16 protein-coding genes, 1 tRNA gene and 1 pseudogene are annotated in these 15,843 nt (G+C 40.9%); 9 read left to right on the top strand and 9 right to left on the bottom strand.

Going from position 1 to position 15,843, the window contains the following annotated elements; all coding sequences use genetic code 11:
• Positions 1–109: 109 nt before the first annotated feature.
• A pseudogene (locus H6G73_RS14445) lies at positions 110–298 on the bottom strand (Uma2 family endonuclease); the annotation flags it as partial.
• Between the two features lie 265 nt (positions 299–563).
• A complete protein-coding gene (gene pyrE / locus H6G73_RS14440; protein WP_190605590.1) occupies positions 564–1,181 on the bottom strand; it encodes an orotate phosphoribosyltransferase in 618 nt (205 codons plus the stop codon).
• A gap of 102 nt (positions 1,182–1,283) precedes the next feature.
• Between pyrE and H6G73_RS14435 the strand changes: the two genes are divergently transcribed.
• Both H6G73_RS14435 and H6G73_RS14430 read left to right on the top strand, forming a co-directional pair.
• Positions 1,284–1,703 carry a hypothetical protein gene (locus H6G73_RS14435; protein ID WP_190605588.1) on the top strand — a complete coding sequence of 140 codons (420 nt, stop codon included), beginning with the start codon at positions 1,284–1,286 and terminating at the stop codon, positions 1,701–1,703.
• A 365-nt stretch (positions 1,704–2,068) separates the two neighbouring features.
• The gene (locus tag H6G73_RS14430; protein ID WP_190605586.1) at positions 2,069–3,295 is read left to right on the top strand and encodes a hypothetical protein; all 1,227 of its coding nucleotides are present in this window, start codon (positions 2,069–2,071) and stop codon (positions 3,293–3,295) included.
• 333 nt (positions 3,296–3,628) lie between these two features.
• Here the strand turns inward: H6G73_RS14430 and H6G73_RS14425 are convergent.
• Positions 3,629–3,701 (bottom strand) — tRNA-Ile (locus H6G73_RS14425).
• Positions 3,702–3,973: 272 nt separating this feature from the next.
• Here H6G73_RS14425 and H6G73_RS14420 point away from each other — a divergent pair.
• Together H6G73_RS14420 and H6G73_RS14415 are read left to right on the top strand one after the other, a co-directional pair.
• Positions 3,974–4,672 (top strand): hypothetical protein, encoded by a 699-nt coding sequence (locus H6G73_RS14420; protein ID WP_190605584.1) that lies wholly within the window; start codon positions 3,974–3,976, stop codon positions 4,670–4,672.
• A gap of 102 nt (positions 4,673–4,774) precedes the next feature.
• Positions 4,775–6,115 carry a hemolysin family protein gene (locus tag H6G73_RS14415; RefSeq protein ID WP_190605582.1) on the top strand — a complete coding sequence of 447 codons (1,341 nt, stop codon included), beginning with the start codon at positions 4,775–4,777 and terminating at the stop codon, positions 6,113–6,115.
• Between the two features lie 253 nt (positions 6,116–6,368).
• Here the strand turns inward: H6G73_RS14415 and queC are convergent, their stop codons facing one another.
• Entirely contained in the window at positions 6,369–7,043 is a 675-nt protein-coding gene (gene queC, locus H6G73_RS14410) for a 7-cyano-7-deazaguanine synthase QueC (RefSeq protein WP_190605580.1), read from the bottom strand.
• Between the two features lie 563 nt (positions 7,044–7,606).
• Between queC and H6G73_RS14405 the strand changes: the two genes are divergently transcribed.
• The 4 genes from H6G73_RS14405 (at position 7,607) to H6G73_RS14390 (ending at position 11,471) form a co-directional block, all read left to right on the top strand.
• Positions 7,607–8,686 carry a Gfo/Idh/MocA family protein gene (locus H6G73_RS14405; protein ID WP_190605567.1) on the top strand — a complete coding sequence of 360 codons (1,080 nt, stop codon included), beginning with the start codon at positions 7,607–7,609 and terminating at the stop codon, positions 8,684–8,686.
• 335 nt (positions 8,687–9,021) lie between these two features.
• Entirely contained in the window at positions 9,022–9,636 is a 615-nt protein-coding gene (locus H6G73_RS14400) for a DedA family protein (protein ID WP_190605565.1), read from the top strand.
• A gap of 186 nt (positions 9,637–9,822) precedes the next feature.
• Entirely contained in the window at positions 9,823–10,962 is a 1,140-nt protein-coding gene (locus tag H6G73_RS14395; RefSeq protein WP_190605563.1) for a ParM/StbA family protein, read from the top strand.
• A gap of 8 nt (positions 10,963–10,970) precedes the next feature.
• Positions 10,971–11,471: a plasmid segregation centromere-binding protein ParR gene (locus H6G73_RS14390; protein ID WP_190605561.1), complete on the top strand. Its 501-nt coding sequence runs from the start codon at positions 10,971–10,973 to the stop codon at positions 11,469–11,471.
• A 370-nt stretch (positions 11,472–11,841) separates the two neighbouring features.
• On the opposite strand, the gene H6G73_RS14385 is transcribed toward H6G73_RS14390, so the two are convergent.
• The 5 genes from H6G73_RS14385 to H6G73_RS14365 all read right to left on the bottom strand — a co-directional run bounded on the left by H6G73_RS14385 (position 11,842) and on the right by H6G73_RS14365 (position 14,659).
• On the bottom strand, positions 11,842–12,423 hold the full coding sequence (locus H6G73_RS14385) for a CPBP family intramembrane glutamic endopeptidase (protein ID WP_190605559.1): 582 nt from the start codon (positions 12,421–12,423) through the stop codon (positions 11,842–11,844).
• 59 nt (positions 12,424–12,482) lie between these two features.
• A complete protein-coding gene (locus H6G73_RS14380) occupies positions 12,483–13,517 on the bottom strand; it encodes a DUF3326 domain-containing protein (protein WP_190605609.1) in 1,035 nt (344 codons plus the stop codon).
• 81 nt (positions 13,518–13,598) lie between these two features.
• The gene (locus H6G73_RS14375) at positions 13,599–13,781 is read right to left on the bottom strand and encodes a hypothetical protein (protein WP_190605557.1); all 183 of its coding nucleotides are present in this window, start codon (positions 13,779–13,781) and stop codon (positions 13,599–13,601) included.
• Positions 13,782–13,910: 129 nt separating this feature from the next.
• Entirely contained in the window at positions 13,911–14,261 is a 351-nt protein-coding gene (locus H6G73_RS14370) for a carbon dioxide-concentrating mechanism protein CcmK (protein WP_190605556.1), read from the bottom strand.
• Positions 14,262–14,347: 86 nt separating this feature from the next.
• Entirely contained in the window at positions 14,348–14,659 is a 312-nt protein-coding gene (locus H6G73_RS14365) for a carbon dioxide-concentrating mechanism protein CcmK (protein WP_190605607.1), read from the bottom strand.
• A 152-nt stretch (positions 14,660–14,811) separates the two neighbouring features.
• Between H6G73_RS14365 and H6G73_RS14360 the strand changes: the two genes are divergently transcribed.
• Positions 14,812–15,726 carry an alpha/beta fold hydrolase gene (locus H6G73_RS14360; protein WP_190605554.1) on the top strand — a complete coding sequence of 305 codons (915 nt, stop codon included), beginning with the start codon at positions 14,812–14,814 and terminating at the stop codon, positions 15,724–15,726.
• Positions 15,727–15,843 lie beyond the last annotated feature (117 nt).

Here is a 15,843-nt window from a genome sequence, read left to right as displayed (position 1 = left end):
AAAGGAATTTATAATCACAACTTAACTAATATATTTTAATTATTCGCCCAAAATTACCATATTTTGGGCTATTTTTATCTGATTTTTCTTAACATTCAACATTTCTGCTACCTTGTGTATCTTGATAAGGTTCGCTGTAGGATTCCAAACAACTATCCACTAAATTAAATATCCAATAATCAGAAATTCCTGCTTGTGCATATAAAGGTAATTTTATTTCCTGGTCATATTTTAAAGTAGAACTAGAGATTTCAATTACCAGTAGTATGTCACCAGCAGTAGGATGGTCTATCAAATAGCAGTAACTACAGTCATAAAAATTACAGAATTACAGTGCTACTTGTATATTAACTCTGAACCATAAAAAATAGGTGGATAAGAGTTGAATTCTTCCACCTTGGTAATTAAATGTGCGTGGTTTGAAACCCTTATAGAGATGTTCCGTTGGAACGTCTCTATAAAGATGATAGACAACGCATCTTTAAGTTCACCAGATGTCCATTGAATGGAAAAATACATGGTTTCCACTATTATCTGGATCTGGTAAATTTATTGCCCAAAACTTAATTGATCTCCCGATAATGTTCTTGCAGATCCTTAATGGTAAATATCGCTTCAAAATTTAACCCAACAGACTGATAAAACTCTGCTCCCCCTTGCTGTCTATCCACTAAAGCAATAACTCTATCTACGGTATAACCTGCATCCCGTAATCTTCCCACCGCTTTCATCGCTGACTGTCCTGTAGTGACCACATCTTCTAATACCACTACATTTGCACCTGCTGGTAAGGTTGGCCCTTCAATATAAGCCATAGTGCCATGACCTTTGGTTTCTTTACGAATAATCAATGCGGGGATGGGTTGATTTTCATACACAGAAACGACACTGACCGCACTAACTATCGGGTCAGCACCCAAGGTTAAACCAGCTACAGCTTGGGTATTTGCTGGTAATAGGGGTAATAATAACCGAGCGATCGCTGTTGCCCCTTGTGGGTGGAGTGTAACTTGTTTACCATTAATATAGTAAGAACTACGTTGTCCAGAAGAAAGAACAAAATCACCTTCTTGATAAGCAAGTTGGCAAAATAAATCTAGTAATTTCTGACGCAGGGTAGTTAAATCAGCAGTAGCGGCCCAAGTTTCTGATTGACTAGAGGTTTGTGTAGAATAAGACATCACAAAGCGTTAAAAGTTGTGTTACACAGTAAGGTTGAACTCATCAGAGTTCTCAAATCAAGCATAAGTTAAGATTCACCCAAAACTTGAGGAGTTGTAAACATGGGTATAAACTTGAAAGCTTTTAGTGGATTATTGATGTTATTAACTACTACAGCCTTGCCTGCCACGGCACAAGTAGCTAATTATCAAACTACTAATGATGTATTTGACAGAGCATTCTTTCGGTTTGATAGCAATTTCTACAATAACAACACTCCCCAGCGTCAGCTAGACTCCCTGGTAGGGGTAGGATTAAATCCCCATGATTCCTTTACAGATAATGAAATTGTTGCCGATGCTGAATTGGTAAATAGTGTGTATAGAGATGTTTTAGCTAAACAAGCAACTGAAGACCCTTATCTACGTACCCCTGACTTACCAACTCCTTACGACACTTCTTTGCTGATGTCTCCCCGTTACAATGCCAATAAACTCAAAATTGGTACTGAGTACCGTTTTGAAACTCTATCCACCCGTTAACTATTGTTGACTTTTAATGCTTTCCCTACCCCTGCGGTTATCTGTCCGTAGGGTTAGTGAACATTTTCTCATCCCAAAGCTTTTTGATGGTTGAGGCAAACTATCCAATTGATGATTTTTAAACTCATAGTAGTAGTTGCGGGCCTTTGTTACCAACATTTAAAATGAGTTTGAGTGAATTTTGAGCAAAACAAGATATTCCAGTGCTACCAGAAAACTATCAAACTCTTGCTGTTAATGTATGAGATAAAATGCGCCCTGCTGGAATCGAACCAGCCTATTTAACTGATAGCCGACTTTAGCAGGTTTGGATCACCAGTTTTCTTTCAATTCCGTTTCCACCGCTAAACAGAATTGAGAGAGAAATGAGAGAAACTGAAAAACAATTTACAGCAAGCAATCTAAGCAATCGCTTAATTGGGTATGAACGCTTATTAGCATTATTCAAAGAAATACAGAAGCAAACACCCAAAGGTGTGGGACTGAAACGGGACGTAAAAGCGTCTGGGACATATATATTACTTCAGTTTAAGTTGGGTGATAAGCGAGTAGGTAAAGCTTGTAATTGTGATTTTACTGAAATAGGTATAGTCAAAGCGTTAGAAAAAGCAAACAAGGTAAGTGAAGCGTTAACCAAGTTTAGCAGTGAGACAGAATTTTGCGATTGGTACGATACGGTAATTCTTGAGAATAACCAAGTCAGGAATGATCTGATTACATTTGGTGAAGCTATTAAGCTGGTAGAAGACAGCTATTGGAACAGCTACACAAAGAAGCGTCAACAGCGAGATAGAAACAATCCTAGCCATCAATCATGCTGGTATGACACTTATGGAATGTTTTACAAGCTGCTACCAGCAAATAACACAGTCAACTATAAGGACATAAAAGCCGTAATTGACAGCAAAGAACGTGGTACTAAGGTTTTCAAGCTTTGTGTGTGTGCTATGAAAAAGCTTGCTGAAATTGTTGATAATGTCAAGTTACGAGATGAACTAGCTAAAATTGACGTTACTCAAACCAAGTTTAAAGAAAATCTCCAAAGCATCTCATTAGATGACTTTCTGAACTTGAGGGAAAGTGTAATTACGGAAGCTTTGAATGATCACAGATGTAATCTTGAATCTAGGCAGTGTTGGCTGTTTGTGTTTTCAATGCAGGTCATTTACGGCATGAGATTACATGAAGTTTTTGCAGTTCAAAATATTAATCAGCCATACAAAACTAAAGATGGGGTGATCATAGCTGCACTTAATGACCCGAATAATAAAGAAATGATTGCTGTAGTAGGTGATAAAACGCTTTTAGGTACTACAACTAAAACAGGCTACAGGTTAGCACGTCCGATGGTTCCACCTACCTATCCTGATTTGATTGAGAAGTTAGATATTAAATCAGGTAAGTTGCCAACTGTTGAACTTAACTCAGAAAATCCAGGTTTCGTTAGGAAGTATCTTAGTGATATTGCAAGAAAGTCATTAGTGAGATGGACTAAGGACACAAGATTTACTCAAACTCACGCCTTACGTCATTTGGCTAACCGTTTATACCTGAAACTCAAAACAGAGGCATTACAGGTCAATATGAACTGAGTAATTAGCTGATACGGTTATCTGCCAAATAAAAGATAAGTTAAATGGATGAATACATATTTAGTTGATTAATTAATATTATGTAATAGCCAGATGCAATAATTTTATCTCAATCAACTAATCACCTGTAAGTATTTGTTTGGGGATACAATAATTGTATTGAGAGAAAACTGAGAGAAAGTAGGTATTTAAGTAACTACTTATCCACTGCAAAAGCTTCCATCTACACCTTAAAATACTGTTAGTTAAATGCTCTATTTACTAGTCGTACAAAGGGATTCAGACGTACTCATAATTCGTCTGAATGGTGTGTGAGATTAAGTTTTAGTTAAATGCGCCCTGCTGGAATCGAACCAGCCTGAAGACGAATTATGAGTTCGTTGCCTCCCCAATCGGCCAAAGGCGCAGGTTTGTTGATTTCATGTGAATAATACCTAATTTTAGGAGCTAATTTCTAGCTTTAGTATTTTTATCCACAGATTTCGACTATAACAACATAACATTATAGCATAAATTTCCAAGATGTGAGCGATCGCCTGACAATTTACCAAACTCTGGTGTGATCGTGTAACAAAGGGAGAGAGCAGACTAATATTGATGAAGTTCCTCATAGGAATATAGAATACGCTTTGATGTTTTTAAATAAACTTTGCCTGATTCTCTAATTACTAAGCAGCGATGAATATCAATTCCACCGTACTTCTGACCTTAATTTTATTATTCCTGATGTTAGGCTCAGGTTCTGTGAGCGCCTTTTTAGGGTTCAATCTTGGCAGTATGGCCCTTAAGGGTGTGAACACCCCAGATGGTCGTCCTAGCACCACCAAGTTTTCTGCTGGGAAGAATAACAACCAACCGGGAGGAGTTACCTTCTTAAAAGAAGAGGATATCCTGAAAACAGTGAAAGCCAGGATGGAAGGTAAAGCTAAAGATACCCAAGCCGAAAAGCAAGAGGAAGAAGAAGAAATCATTGCCAGCAAATCGGAATCTCAGGATAAGCCTCAAGAAGCAGTAGAAGAAAAACTACAACCAGGATTCCCAATTGCAGCTGAGAGTGAAGGTGTTACCATGTCTGTACAGTCTGTACGCTACTCTGGTGGTGATTTATTACTAAAAGTCAAAATGCGAAATAAAGGTGCTGATTCCGTTCGCTTCCTGTATAGTTTTTTAGATGTTACAGATGACAAAGGCAGAACCCTCAGTGCAATTACTGAAGGTTTACCATCAGAGTTACCTGCTAAGGGTCAAGAATTTACAGGTACAGTGAGTATTCCTACGGCTTTATTAGATGATGTTAAAAAGATATCATTGGCATTAACTGACTATCCTGCTCAAAAATTAAAACTACAGTTAGCTGATATTCCTGTAGAAAAGTAGGTGGAACAATTTTTAGATTGGTCATTGGTAAAGGGTAAGATATGTTCCAATCTAAAATCCCAAACCAAAAGTGGAGATGTAGTTGTTACATGAGCTTTGGCAGTGAGTGGTTTTCCTAGCATAAGTTGGACAGATGTAGGGCTGCGACTATTTAGCGTGTTGTTACTGATTATGATCAACGCCTTTTTTGTCACTGCTGAGTTTTCTATGGTGACAGTCCGGCGAACACGTATTCATCAGTTGGTACAGGCTGGGGACATTCCAGCGATCGCTGTCGAAATGTTACAACGTAGTATTGATAGGTTACTATCAACAGCCCAATTAGGTATTACCCTGTCTAGTTTGGCATTAGGTTGGATTGGGGAGGGAACCATTGCTGTCTTAGTGGAAGCATGGCTCAAAACCTTACCTTTACCCATGAAGATGAGTAATGTCCTCACTCATTCCTTATCTGTACCCATCACATTTTTTTTAATAGCTTACCTGCAAATTGTTTTAGGCGAATTATGTCCTAAATCAGTAGCAATGCTATATTCAGAACAGCTAGCTAGACTGCTCGGACCTTCAGTCAAAGCGATCGTCCGATTTTTTAGCCCTTTTATTTGGATTCTCAATCAATCCACCCGTTACTTATTACGCTTATTTGGTGTTGAATATACAGGTCAAAGTTGGCGACCACCAGTTACACCAGAAGAATTACAATTAATTATTTCCACAGAACGAGAATCTACTGGTTTAGAACACACAGAACGAGAACTACTCAATAACGTATTTGAATTTGGGGATGTGACAGCCCAAAATGTGATGATTCCCCGCACTAGTATTGTGGCTTTGCCAACAGATGCTACCTTACAGGCATTTCTTGACCAAATGACAGCCACAGGGCACTCCCGCTACCCAGTCATTGGTGAATCTTTAGACGACATTCGCGGTATTGTTTATTTTAAGGATTTAGCCCAACCTTTAGCCGTCGGAAAACTGACCCTAAATACACAAATTCAGCCTTGGATACGTTCTGCACGATTTGTCCCAGAACAAACCCCCCTAAGTGAACTTTTACCAACAATGCAGAAAGAAAAACCACCAATGGTGATTGTGGTAAACGAATTCGGGGGTACAGTGGGATTGGTGACTATTCAAGATGTAATTGCAGAAATTATTGGCAGCGTTGGTGAATCAGAAAGTAGTGATGACTTGCTGATTCAAATGATAGATAAACAGACATTTTTAGTCCAAGCGCAAATAAATTTGGAAGAAGTAAATGAAGTTTTACATATTAATTTACCGTTAATGCGAGAATACCAAACCTTAGGAGGTTTTTTACTATATCAGCTCCAAAAAATTCCCGCTAAAGGTGAAATTTTTCATTATCAAAATTTAGAATTTACAATTATTTCCGTCGCGGGGCCACGCTTACATCAAATCCAAATTCGCTTGGGTTAAATTGTCAACACCTTTAAACTCCTGTTCATGCAGCGTGGCGCAGAAAGAAGAAGACAGAAGTTACAGAAGTTGCAGGAGTTACAGAATAATTCATGCGATTGCTGCTGAATTCTTGCATTTTTCAACATTTCCAAACTTCCAAACTTCTGTTCGCGCAGCGTGCCGTAGGCATACTTCTGTACGGGCGGGTTTACCAAAATTCTCGTTCATAGTTGATGATATCTGTAAACCCGCCCCTACTGACTTCTGAACTTCAAGCGTAAGCAACTGGATCTTCTAATCCTAACTCTGCAAAAGCGGCTAACCTTAACCGACAGGAATCACAAACACCACAGGCAACATCACCACCAGCATAACAAGACCAGGTGAGATGCCAAGGCACTCCTAACTGATTACCCAATTGAATAATTGCGGTTTTTTTCAAATTAATCAATGGTGAAACAATTTCTATGGGTTGTCCTTCCCTTCCTTGTTTGGTACCCAAGCGGAAAACTTCTTGCATAGCTTGGATATAATCAGGACGACAATCAGGATATCCAGAGTAATCTAAGGCATTAACGCCAATATATACCCTTTGGGCAGCGATCGCCTCTGCATATCCCAAAGCAAAGCTCAAAAATATTGTATTGCGAGCAGGGACATAGGTAATAGGAATATTGCTAGCCATATCTACCACGGAGCGATCTTGTGGTAAATCAATTTTGTTATCTGTTAATGCCGAACCACCCCACAGACGTAAATCAAAATTCACAACTTGGTGTTCTAACACCCCAACAGCTTGAGCCACATCTAAAGCTGACTGCAACTCTCTGCGGTGTCGTTGTTGATAATCGAAAGAAATGGCATAACAATCACAGCCATCAGCTTTCGCTTGATAAATCACTGTAGAAGAATCTAATCCCCCAGATAACAAAATTACGGCTTTCATATCATTCCATCATTTGATTGCCAAACCAATCCTAAATCGTCAATTCCACTATCATTACCCCCCAGTTTCACCCAAAAGATGGGACAATCAACAAAATGCAAACCACAAATTAAATATGCCAAAAATCATTCTTGGTCTTCAAGACAGCAATTGTACGACTAATTCCGTAAATTATTATACTAAAAATCTCGACAAATTAATTTATTGTCATTTTCTTGACTAAAATTTTGTCATCAATTTGCCTGATTGAAAATTGATCCTAGAATGCAAGAACTCATTGCCTAAAAGGTTCTTAGGAATTTATACTTAGGGCGTATCGAGTTGGTAGACTGCAAACAGCAACATCTGATCAATCGTATAAATTACAAACAATCAAGCAATAAAAAACTGTCTATGCAAACAACAGCCAGATGGCGGGAACTGAACCTAAACTTTGAAATTCTTCATAAATAGAACCACTATGTTACCATCTGGATGGTTTGAGACAGATCACACATGGCATTTCAGTATCAAAGCCAATATCTCTAGCGTCTCTAAATTTGGTGGTTGAGGAGAGAACAATAGTGCAAGATAGCATATCAGTGGCAGAACCAAATCTATATTCACAGCGTAACCAGCCACGACCAATCCGCATAGGCGTGGTTGGAGTGGGTAATATGGGGCAACATCACACCCGTGTCCTGAGTTCCATGAAAGATGTGGAACTGGTGGGTGTGGCAGATATTAACGTTGAGCGTGGGTTGGAAACAGCCAGCAAATACAAAGTCCGCTTTTTTGAAGATTACTGCGACCTTCTACCCCATGTAGAAGCAGTTTGTGTTGCTGTACCCACCCGTCTACACTATGCCGTTGGCATCAATTGTTTGCTAGCCGGCATTCATGTGTTGATTGAAAAGCCCATTGCTGCCAGCATTTCCGAGGCAGAATCTTTGGTGAATGCTGCCGCAGAATCCCAGTGTATTCTCCAAGTCGGTCATATTGAACGCTTCAATCCCGCATTTAGGGAACTGAGTCAAGTGCTGAAAACGGAGAAAGTTTTGGCACTAGAAGCCCATCGGATGAGTCCCTATTCAGCCAGGGCTAATGATGTTTCCGTCGTGCTGGATTTAATGATCCATGATATCGACTTGCTGCTGGAATTAGCAGGCTCCAACGTGGTGAAACTGACCGCTAGTGGTACTCGCTCCCTAGACTCCGGTTATTTGGATTATGTAACGGCGACATTGGGCTTTGCCAATGGTATTGTCGCTACTTTAACCGCCAGCAAAGTCACCCATCGGAAAATTCGCCGCCTAGTTGCCCATTGTAAAAATTCCTTCACAGAAGCAGACTTTCTCAATAATGAGATTTTGATTCATCGTCAAACTGCCGCTAATCCCCTCACAGACAATCGACAAGTCTTATATAAACAAGACGGTTTAATCGAAAAGGTTTATACCACTAACATTCAACCACTAAGTGCAGAATTAGAGCATTTTGTCAATTGTGTACGTGGTGGCAATCAGCCTTCCGTTGGTGGTGAACAAGCTCTAAAAGCCCTGAGATTAGCTAGTTTAATTGAGCAGATGGCCTTAGAGGATCGAGTTTGGAATCCATTTGATTGGCAAGAATCACGGGTACAGTCCTTGACTTCCACTGTTTAGTATCGGTCATTGGTGAGTCAGGGCGGTATTTGGTGTTGCCAAGTTATTTGGTAGAACCCTTCCACTGCAATGGCTCCCCCCCCCTTAGGGTCAAAAGAAGCCTCTGATTTTCAGGCCAGACGCTACACAAATACAGGAGGCCTCTCCCTACAGGAATAATCAGCAATCGATATAACCTATGACCAAGGTCTAGTTAAACTGACACACCAAGCTGATTTTGTGAGAGCAGATGTAGGGTCTATGGAAAAATATCAGCTATTATTCATTATTTCTTGGCCCTATACCCAGTTCAGAATCTGGATTAGCACAATGGATTAGTTTTAGGAATCTACTTAATGCTGGAATGGATAACTAATACCATCAACTCTATGGGTTACTGGGGAATTGCTCTACTGATGTTTGTGGAGAACTTATTTCCGCCTATACCTTCAGAATTAATTATGCCTTTAGCTGGATTCACAGCTAGGGCAACACCAGAAAAGCTCAATGTGATAGGTGTATTTTTCGCTGGACTACTGGGTTCTGTTGCCGGCGCACTTGTTTGGTACTATCCAGGTAAATTTTTAGGAGAACAGCGTTTAAGAAGCTTGGCAGATAGATATGGTAAGTGGCTGACCATATCTAGTAAGGATATTAGTAAAGCAACACGTTGGTTTGATAGGCAAGGAAGCAAAGCCGTACTTATTGGTCGCTTAGTGCCAGGAATTAGGACATTAATTTCTGTCCCGGCAGGTATTGGTAACATGCCCTTATTGCCGTTTTTATTTTACACAACTTTGGGGAGTGCAGCTTGGGTTGGTTTGCTCACATATTCAGGCTATTTATTGGGTAGTCAGTATGAACTAGTAGATAAATATCTTGCACCTGTATCCAAAATTGTACTAGGTAGTATATTGTTGGTATTTGTGTTCTGGGTAGTCAAGCGCAAGCGTAAAAACACTAGAAAGTGAAAAAAGCCTGCAAAAGTTGCTAGAATTTGCCCCATCTACGCCAAAAAAACCAAAATTAGCGATCGCCTGAAAATATTTTTGGCGTACTTCTAGCTACACTTGACCCAACCGAGGATTTTTCTAGCTCGCATTTTTGTAAGATGAGCATGATAACTTTTTACAGTTAAGTTAGCACTAGGAGCTTCCATGACAGATCAACCTTCCGTTGCCAATCCTATGAATGCCGCTGCTATTCCGATGAATCGTCCACCAGCAGCGACACCCATGAATACAGTTAGAGCCAATAATGTGGGTGGAAAAACTATTCTCAGCGTTGATTTAGGTAGAACCTCCAGCAAGACTTGTGTCAGCCGTGAACCTAACGGTGTAGTGTTTATCCCTGCTAACGTCAAGCAGATGTCCATTGAACAAATTCGCGGTGGTGTGTTTGAAGCCAAAGCCACAGACCCTTTAATGGATTTGTGGTTGGAATATCAAGGTAGTGGCTATGCTGTTGGTCAATTAGCTGCTGATTTTGGCGCGAATTTAGGTGTCGGCCAATCTAAAGTTGAAGATGCACTGATCAAAGTTTTAGCTAGTGCTGGCTACTTTAAACTGAAAGATGAAATTTCCGTCATTCTGGGCTTACCTTTTCTCTCCTTAGAACAATTTGAAAAGGAAAAATCCCAACTCATCAGCTTGGTGAGTGGTCCCCACGTCATGAACTTCCGGGGTGAATCTGTCAGCTTAAACGTTACCAAAGTTTGGGTAATGCCAGAAGGTTACGGTAGTCTGCTGTGGACAGAAACTCAACCCAACAAAGGTAGTACAGTTCCCGACTTTACCAAAATATCCGTGGGCATTGTCGATATTGGCCATCAGACCATTGACATGATCATGGTAGATAACTTCCGCTTTGCTAGAGGGGCTTCTAAGAGTGAAGACTTCGGTATGAGCAAGTTTTATGAACTTGTGGCCGCAGAAATAGAAGGTGCTGATAGCCAGTCCTTAGCGTTGATTTCTGCGGTTAACAAACCAAAAGGCGAACGCTTCTACCGTCCCAAAGGTGCTAGTAAGCCCACTAATCTAGACGATTTTCTGCCTAATCTCATAGAAATGTTTTCCAGAGACATTTGCTCTCGTGTGTTAGCTTGGTTGCCAGAGCGTGTAACTGATGTGATTATCACCGGTGGTGGTGGTGAATTCTTCTGGGAAGATGTACAACGTCTACTCAAGGAAGCGAAAATCAATGCCTATTTAGCCGCACCATCCCGTCAAGCTAACGCTCTGGGGCAGTATATTTATGGAGAGGCCCAATTATCCGCTGCCGTTCGCGCTGCTAGGTAATAAAACTGATGTTCCAATGGTCAAAAAAAGTAGTTAAATCCGTTACGTTCAATCCTGATATTGCTGACGAAAGCTTATTAGCGCAGGTGGAAAGCTATTTGGAATCACAGCCAGACAAAACTTTCAGCGACCTCTGTAAAGATGCTCTCTGGCAAGCCGTATGTGTTCCTGAATCTCCACGACCAGCACCTAAAGCACCAGAATCAGCAAATATAACGAAGATTGAACAACAAATCGGTGAGCTGCAACGTCAAGTGGTTGGCCTTGAGGAACGTTTTTTTGCCAAAGAGTCTAACCGAATTCAAGTCATGGAAAGCCAAATTATGCAACTTACTCAACAAGTAGCACAATTGGCAATCATGCTCAATCAATCAGCATCTAATCCCTCTGTGGCTTCCAAATTACCAACGGTAGACCAGATTAACAATGCTACCTCAACTCCTGAACCAACTCCTCAAGAGGTTGACCCTGTGATTAGCCGCCTTAGTCAGTTTCTTGATGATTTTTAAGGAACAAAGCAGTTTTTACTTGTTTTTATTTTCGTCAACCACTTTTAACTAAAATTTTTCTCATCCCCACTTTTGTTTGGAACAGCAAGTGGGGTATATTTTTTTCTGTTTTGCCGAAAAAATAAATTCTTCAGCGGATATGTAAGGGCGGGTTCACAATACCCAGATTGATCAATTCAAGATATTGGTAATTGCAATGTAGGGGCGGGTTCACAAATACTCAAGTTGATCGGTCCAAGATATCGGTAATTGCAATGTAGGGGCGGGTTCACAAATACCCAAGTTGATCAGTCCAAGATATCGGTAAACCCGCCCCTACGATCTAACTGTCACCTATCACCTGTCACCTGTCACCTGTCACCTGCCATACCTAATTGCGGCGCATTTTCCAGAAGTAGCTAGATAACCAATTAGTGAGAATGTGGGCGACGATGGGTACTAGTAAATTTCCGCTCCACAGGGCGCTATATCCTAGAATAATGCCGATAATTGTTGCCCAGATGACGTAAGGCCATTGATTAGCACCACTCAGGTGGAGGATGCCGAAACACATACTGGAGACAATAACAGCCACATGATCAGCACCTAAGGCCGAAAGCATCACACCACGAAATAATAATTCTTCACTTAAGCCTGGTAGTAAACCTAGCCAAATTAAATCTGGCAATATTAAAGGCTTGAGTACCAGTTCTAGATAATAATCGGCACTTTTACGATAGGGCGGAGAAAGTTGATAAGCCAAGCCACTCAATAATGTGATGATTAAACCTAAACCCAATCCTATGAATAAATCTTGTTCACTCCATTGCCACTTAAACAAAACAACATTGCCAAAACGCAACCACAGTTTAGCGACTATCCATAAAACAATAGCAGTTACACCCATTGCTACAAGTATTTGGGTGCGTGTGAGATAGGGAATTTCTGGTTCTTGCTTTTGTTGTTCAACCACAGGAGTTTTGAGGAATTGGTAATTGTTAATTGGTAATTGGTGAAAACTTATGCCAATGACTAATCACTAATCACAAAGGGATTGATGCCTGCTTTATGGGCAACGACTACACCGACTGCCTCTAAATAAGAGTTTACCTGTATAGACTTAATTCCTAACGCTGGTGCAGTAACTTGTATTAAAGTTTTATTTTCTGCAACTGTAATGATTTGGCAGGAGTTTTGGCTTAAACTCAACAGGGTGCTACTACCACAAGCAGTGGCGGGGATGATGAGAGCATCTACTTGGTCGGCCCAAATATCTATGGGTAAGGCTTGGGAAGCGGCTTTGTTGAGGATAAATTGTGGTGCCTGACTTAAGCCTACTAGGACACAGGGAAGGAATGTATAACCTAGTTCCTCAGCCGCAGCACGGGGGGATAAATGAGGGTCTGGAGGGTCTGGGGTGAAGGCTGGCGCATGGGCGCATGGTATTTTGAAGGTGCGGACTAAGAGGTGGCTAATCACGGCTTCTGCGCCTGCTATAGGGTCTACACCTTGGCCTTGACGATATTGCTGTAATGCAGCTGCATCTAGATCATCGGGGAAACGAGCCACAACTGCGATCGCTTGTGCTTTTTCTTGGATAATTAATTTTTCTGCCGCTCGCAATAAGCTATCAGGATTACCTATGGTTCCCCAACTAGTACCTGAACTTGTGGTACGTAATTCTACGTTTAGCGGTGCATCAGTAATGACATGTTTGGTAATATTTAATCCTAAGGTTGCCCTGGCTGCATCAGCTACTTGCAGATGTCGCAGCATTAATTCTGGTTCAATCCCTTGGTCTAAAAGTAAGCCAACGCGATTGCTATGGACAGGTCTTATACCCCAATTCCCAGCCGCAAACTGATCTAATGCGTAACCTTCAACATAAAGAGCATTGGGAATATTCCAGTATAAGCTAGCACCATTCATCACATTGGGATGAGTAATCAAGCGATCGCACACTTGGGCTAACAGTCTAGCAACTGGTAATGCGTCCCCTGCGTAACCACCAATAGCTGCCCCAATCCCAGTGGGGACAATGAAAATAGCTGTATATAATCGCTGCATCAATAATTTCTGTTTTCCATCACCAGAGTTTGGATTTTGAATTGCGTCATCCAAAACCCAAAAACTCCAATTTTCCCAACCTTATTTCTCCTGGCCTGTGGTTACAACCGCTTCCACAGTTACCTTTTCCTGTTCTTCATCAACCGCAGTAATAGCCCAACGGAGAGGTTCACCTTGTTTTTTCAATTGGGCTTCAATTTCTTTTTGTAATTCTGTGGGAGTTTCTTGGAGGTTGATTTCCGCAGTAATAAAATGGGTGGTCATTGTCTTGATTCCTCGAAAATTATCAATTTCAGCTATAGCAATTCTATCTGTTGGCCATCAAAAAACTTGGGTGTCGGAAAACATCCAACACCCCCATATTGATATAAATACAGATTTGGAAATCGGAATTTATCTACCGCTACCGGATCTGATGATGGGGTTTTCTACAGAGTCACGATATTGCTGAACTTCATCTGTGTAAGCAATTGGCAATACCGCTTCCACGTTTTCATGGGGACGAGGAATAATTACCCATGACTCTAAAGTACCACCATAGCAATTTTCCGCTGCTTCTACACCAGCAGCCATAGCAGTTTTAACTTCCGAGACATCACCCCGAATATTCACTGTAAACCGAGCACTACCAACTCTGATATATCCCACCAAAGTTACTCGACCAGCTTTTACCATCGCATCTGCGGCTGCAAGTACAGCGGGAAAACCTTTAGTTTCTAATGATCCAACGGCCTGTAGTGACATTATTAATCTCCTGTATGAATAAATTTACACAGCGCTACAAATTAATTTTATGAAGCCTGGCTCCAAATTTTTAATAGCGAACTGGGTCAGAACATCCGAAAGGGTTCTGATTTTTTGGTGAAGTGGATAGGAAGAATAGTTTCCACATTTTCCGGGGGATTGGGAACTATATAGTAGGTGATGACCTGTCCACCATAGACTTGTTCACCAGATGCAATTCCCGCTTCAACTGCTCTGTTAACTTCTGCAACATGTCCCCTGACGGCCACTATCAAGCGTCCACTTTCTGCTATACCATAGTATACGATGGTCACAGCAGCAGATTTAACCATTGCATCTGCTGCTGCTAACACACAGGGAAATCCTAAAGTTTCAATTACGCCAACCGCCATTGGCATGGCTTCACTCTCCTGAGTCAGGGATAAGTGATATTTATTGTACGAGGGTTTTGTCCCAATTTTGACAGTTGGGAAAATTTTCTTTTTGAGATTTTCAACTAAGTCACCTGTCACCTGCTGTATATCACCCATGGTGATGTAAACTGGTGTGTATGTTTCCAAGTTTTCTCCCTACTGCCGTTGGGCAACTAACTGAACCCACTTCCATCGCTTTGGCTCAAAGTATCCAACGTCAAGAATTGATGGTAAGTGGCTTGTCGCAAAAAATTTCTGCTTCATCCGCTGGTGAGTCTATTGGTACCACTTTTGTTAATCAAGGTAGTGGTGGCACACCGATATTGTTGATTCACGGTTTTGATAGTTCGGTTTTAGAATTTCGACGGTTATTACCATTGTTAGCGGCAAAAAGCGAAACTTGGGCGGTGGATTTATTAGGTTTTGGTTTTACAGATAGACTGCCAGGAATTGATTATAGCCCCCAAAGTATCAAAACTCATCTTTACGCTTTTTGGCAAAAGTTGATTAACCGACCAGTGATTTTGGTTGGTGCTTCTATGGGTGGTGCTGCGGCCATAGATTTTACCCTCACCTATCCAGATGCGGTAGAGAAATTGGTATTAATGGATAGCGCAGGGTTAAAAGGTGGTTCACCTTTGGCTAAGTTGATGTTTCCACCTTTAGATTCTTGGGCAACAGAGTTTTTGCGAAATCCCAAAGTCCGGGAAAAAATTTGTCGAACAGCTTACAAAAATTCTGACTTGATTAATGCGGATGCTTTGTGCTGTGGAGATTTGCATTTACAATCATCGAATTGGCATCAAGCTTTGATTAGTTTTACCAAAAGTGGTGGCTATACAGCATTTAAGTTGCAGCAATTGAGGGACATTCGGCAACAAACTTTAATTTTGTGGGGCGATCGCGATAAGATTCTGGGAACTGGAGACGCGAAAAAATTTAGCCTTGCTATCCCCCGTAGTAAGTTAATTTGGATTGAAGATTGTGGACATTTACCCCATTTAGAACAAGCTAATATCACCGCTCAACACATTTTAAATTTTTGTGCTTAGTTGTTGATGAAATATTGAGAAACTAATCAAGTGTGTGTATGCGGCTTTGCGTAAGTCCTGAAAATAAATCCAGAGCGATACTCTATCATTGATGGTAGAAAGCACAATATAAGACCA

The organism is Richelia sinica FACHB-800 (assembly GCF_014698825.1).
Lineage (GTDB): Bacteria > Cyanobacteriota > Cyanobacteriia > Cyanobacteriales > Nostocaceae > FACHB-800.
Note: the sequence above shows the minus strand (reverse complement) of the source record. Positions and strands in the feature narration are given on the sequence as shown.

What these genes read in the sequence shown, in the direction of transcription:
- H6G73_RS14430 (WP_190605586.1), top strand. Translation starts at nt 2,069, where the DNA reads ATGAGAGAAACTGAAAAACAATTTACAGCAAGCAATCTAAGCAATCGC.
- H6G73_RS14435 (WP_190605588.1), top strand. Translation starts at nt 1,284, where the DNA reads ATGGGTATAAACTTGAAAGCTTTTAGTGGATTATTGATGTTATTAACT.
- queC (WP_190605580.1), bottom strand. Translation starts at nt 7,043, where the DNA reads ATGAAAGCCGTAATTTTGTTATCTGGGGGATTAGATTCTTCTACAGTG.
- H6G73_RS14375 (WP_190605557.1), bottom strand. Translation starts at nt 13,781, where the DNA reads ATGACCACCCATTTTATTACTGCGGAAATCAACCTCCAAGAAACTCCC.
- H6G73_RS14365 (WP_190605607.1), bottom strand. Translation starts at nt 14,659, where the DNA reads ATGCCAATGGCGGTTGGCGTAATTGAAACTTTAGGATTTCCCTGTGTG.
- H6G73_RS14420 (WP_190605584.1), top strand. Translation starts at nt 3,974, where the DNA reads ATGAATATCAATTCCACCGTACTTCTGACCTTAATTTTATTATTCCTG.
- H6G73_RS14395 (WP_190605563.1), top strand. Translation starts at nt 9,823, where the DNA reads ATGACAGATCAACCTTCCGTTGCCAATCCTATGAATGCCGCTGCTATT.
- H6G73_RS14400 (WP_190605565.1), top strand. Translation starts at nt 9,022, where the DNA reads ATGCTGGAATGGATAACTAATACCATCAACTCTATGGGTTACTGGGGA.
- pyrE (WP_190605590.1), bottom strand. Translation starts at nt 1,181, where the DNA reads ATGTCTTATTCTACACAAACCTCTAGTCAATCAGAAACTTGGGCCGCT.
- H6G73_RS14360 (WP_190605554.1), top strand. Translation starts at nt 14,812, where the DNA reads ATGTTTCCAAGTTTTCTCCCTACTGCCGTTGGGCAACTAACTGAACCC.
- H6G73_RS14390 (WP_190605561.1), top strand. Translation starts at nt 10,971, where the DNA reads ATGTTCCAATGGTCAAAAAAAGTAGTTAAATCCGTTACGTTCAATCCT.
- H6G73_RS14380 (WP_190605609.1), bottom strand. Translation starts at nt 13,517, where the DNA reads ATGCAGCGATTATATACAGCTATTTTCATTGTCCCCACTGGGATTGGG.
- H6G73_RS14370 (WP_190605556.1), bottom strand. Translation starts at nt 14,261, where the DNA reads ATGTCACTACAGGCCGTTGGATCATTAGAAACTAAAGGTTTTCCCGCT.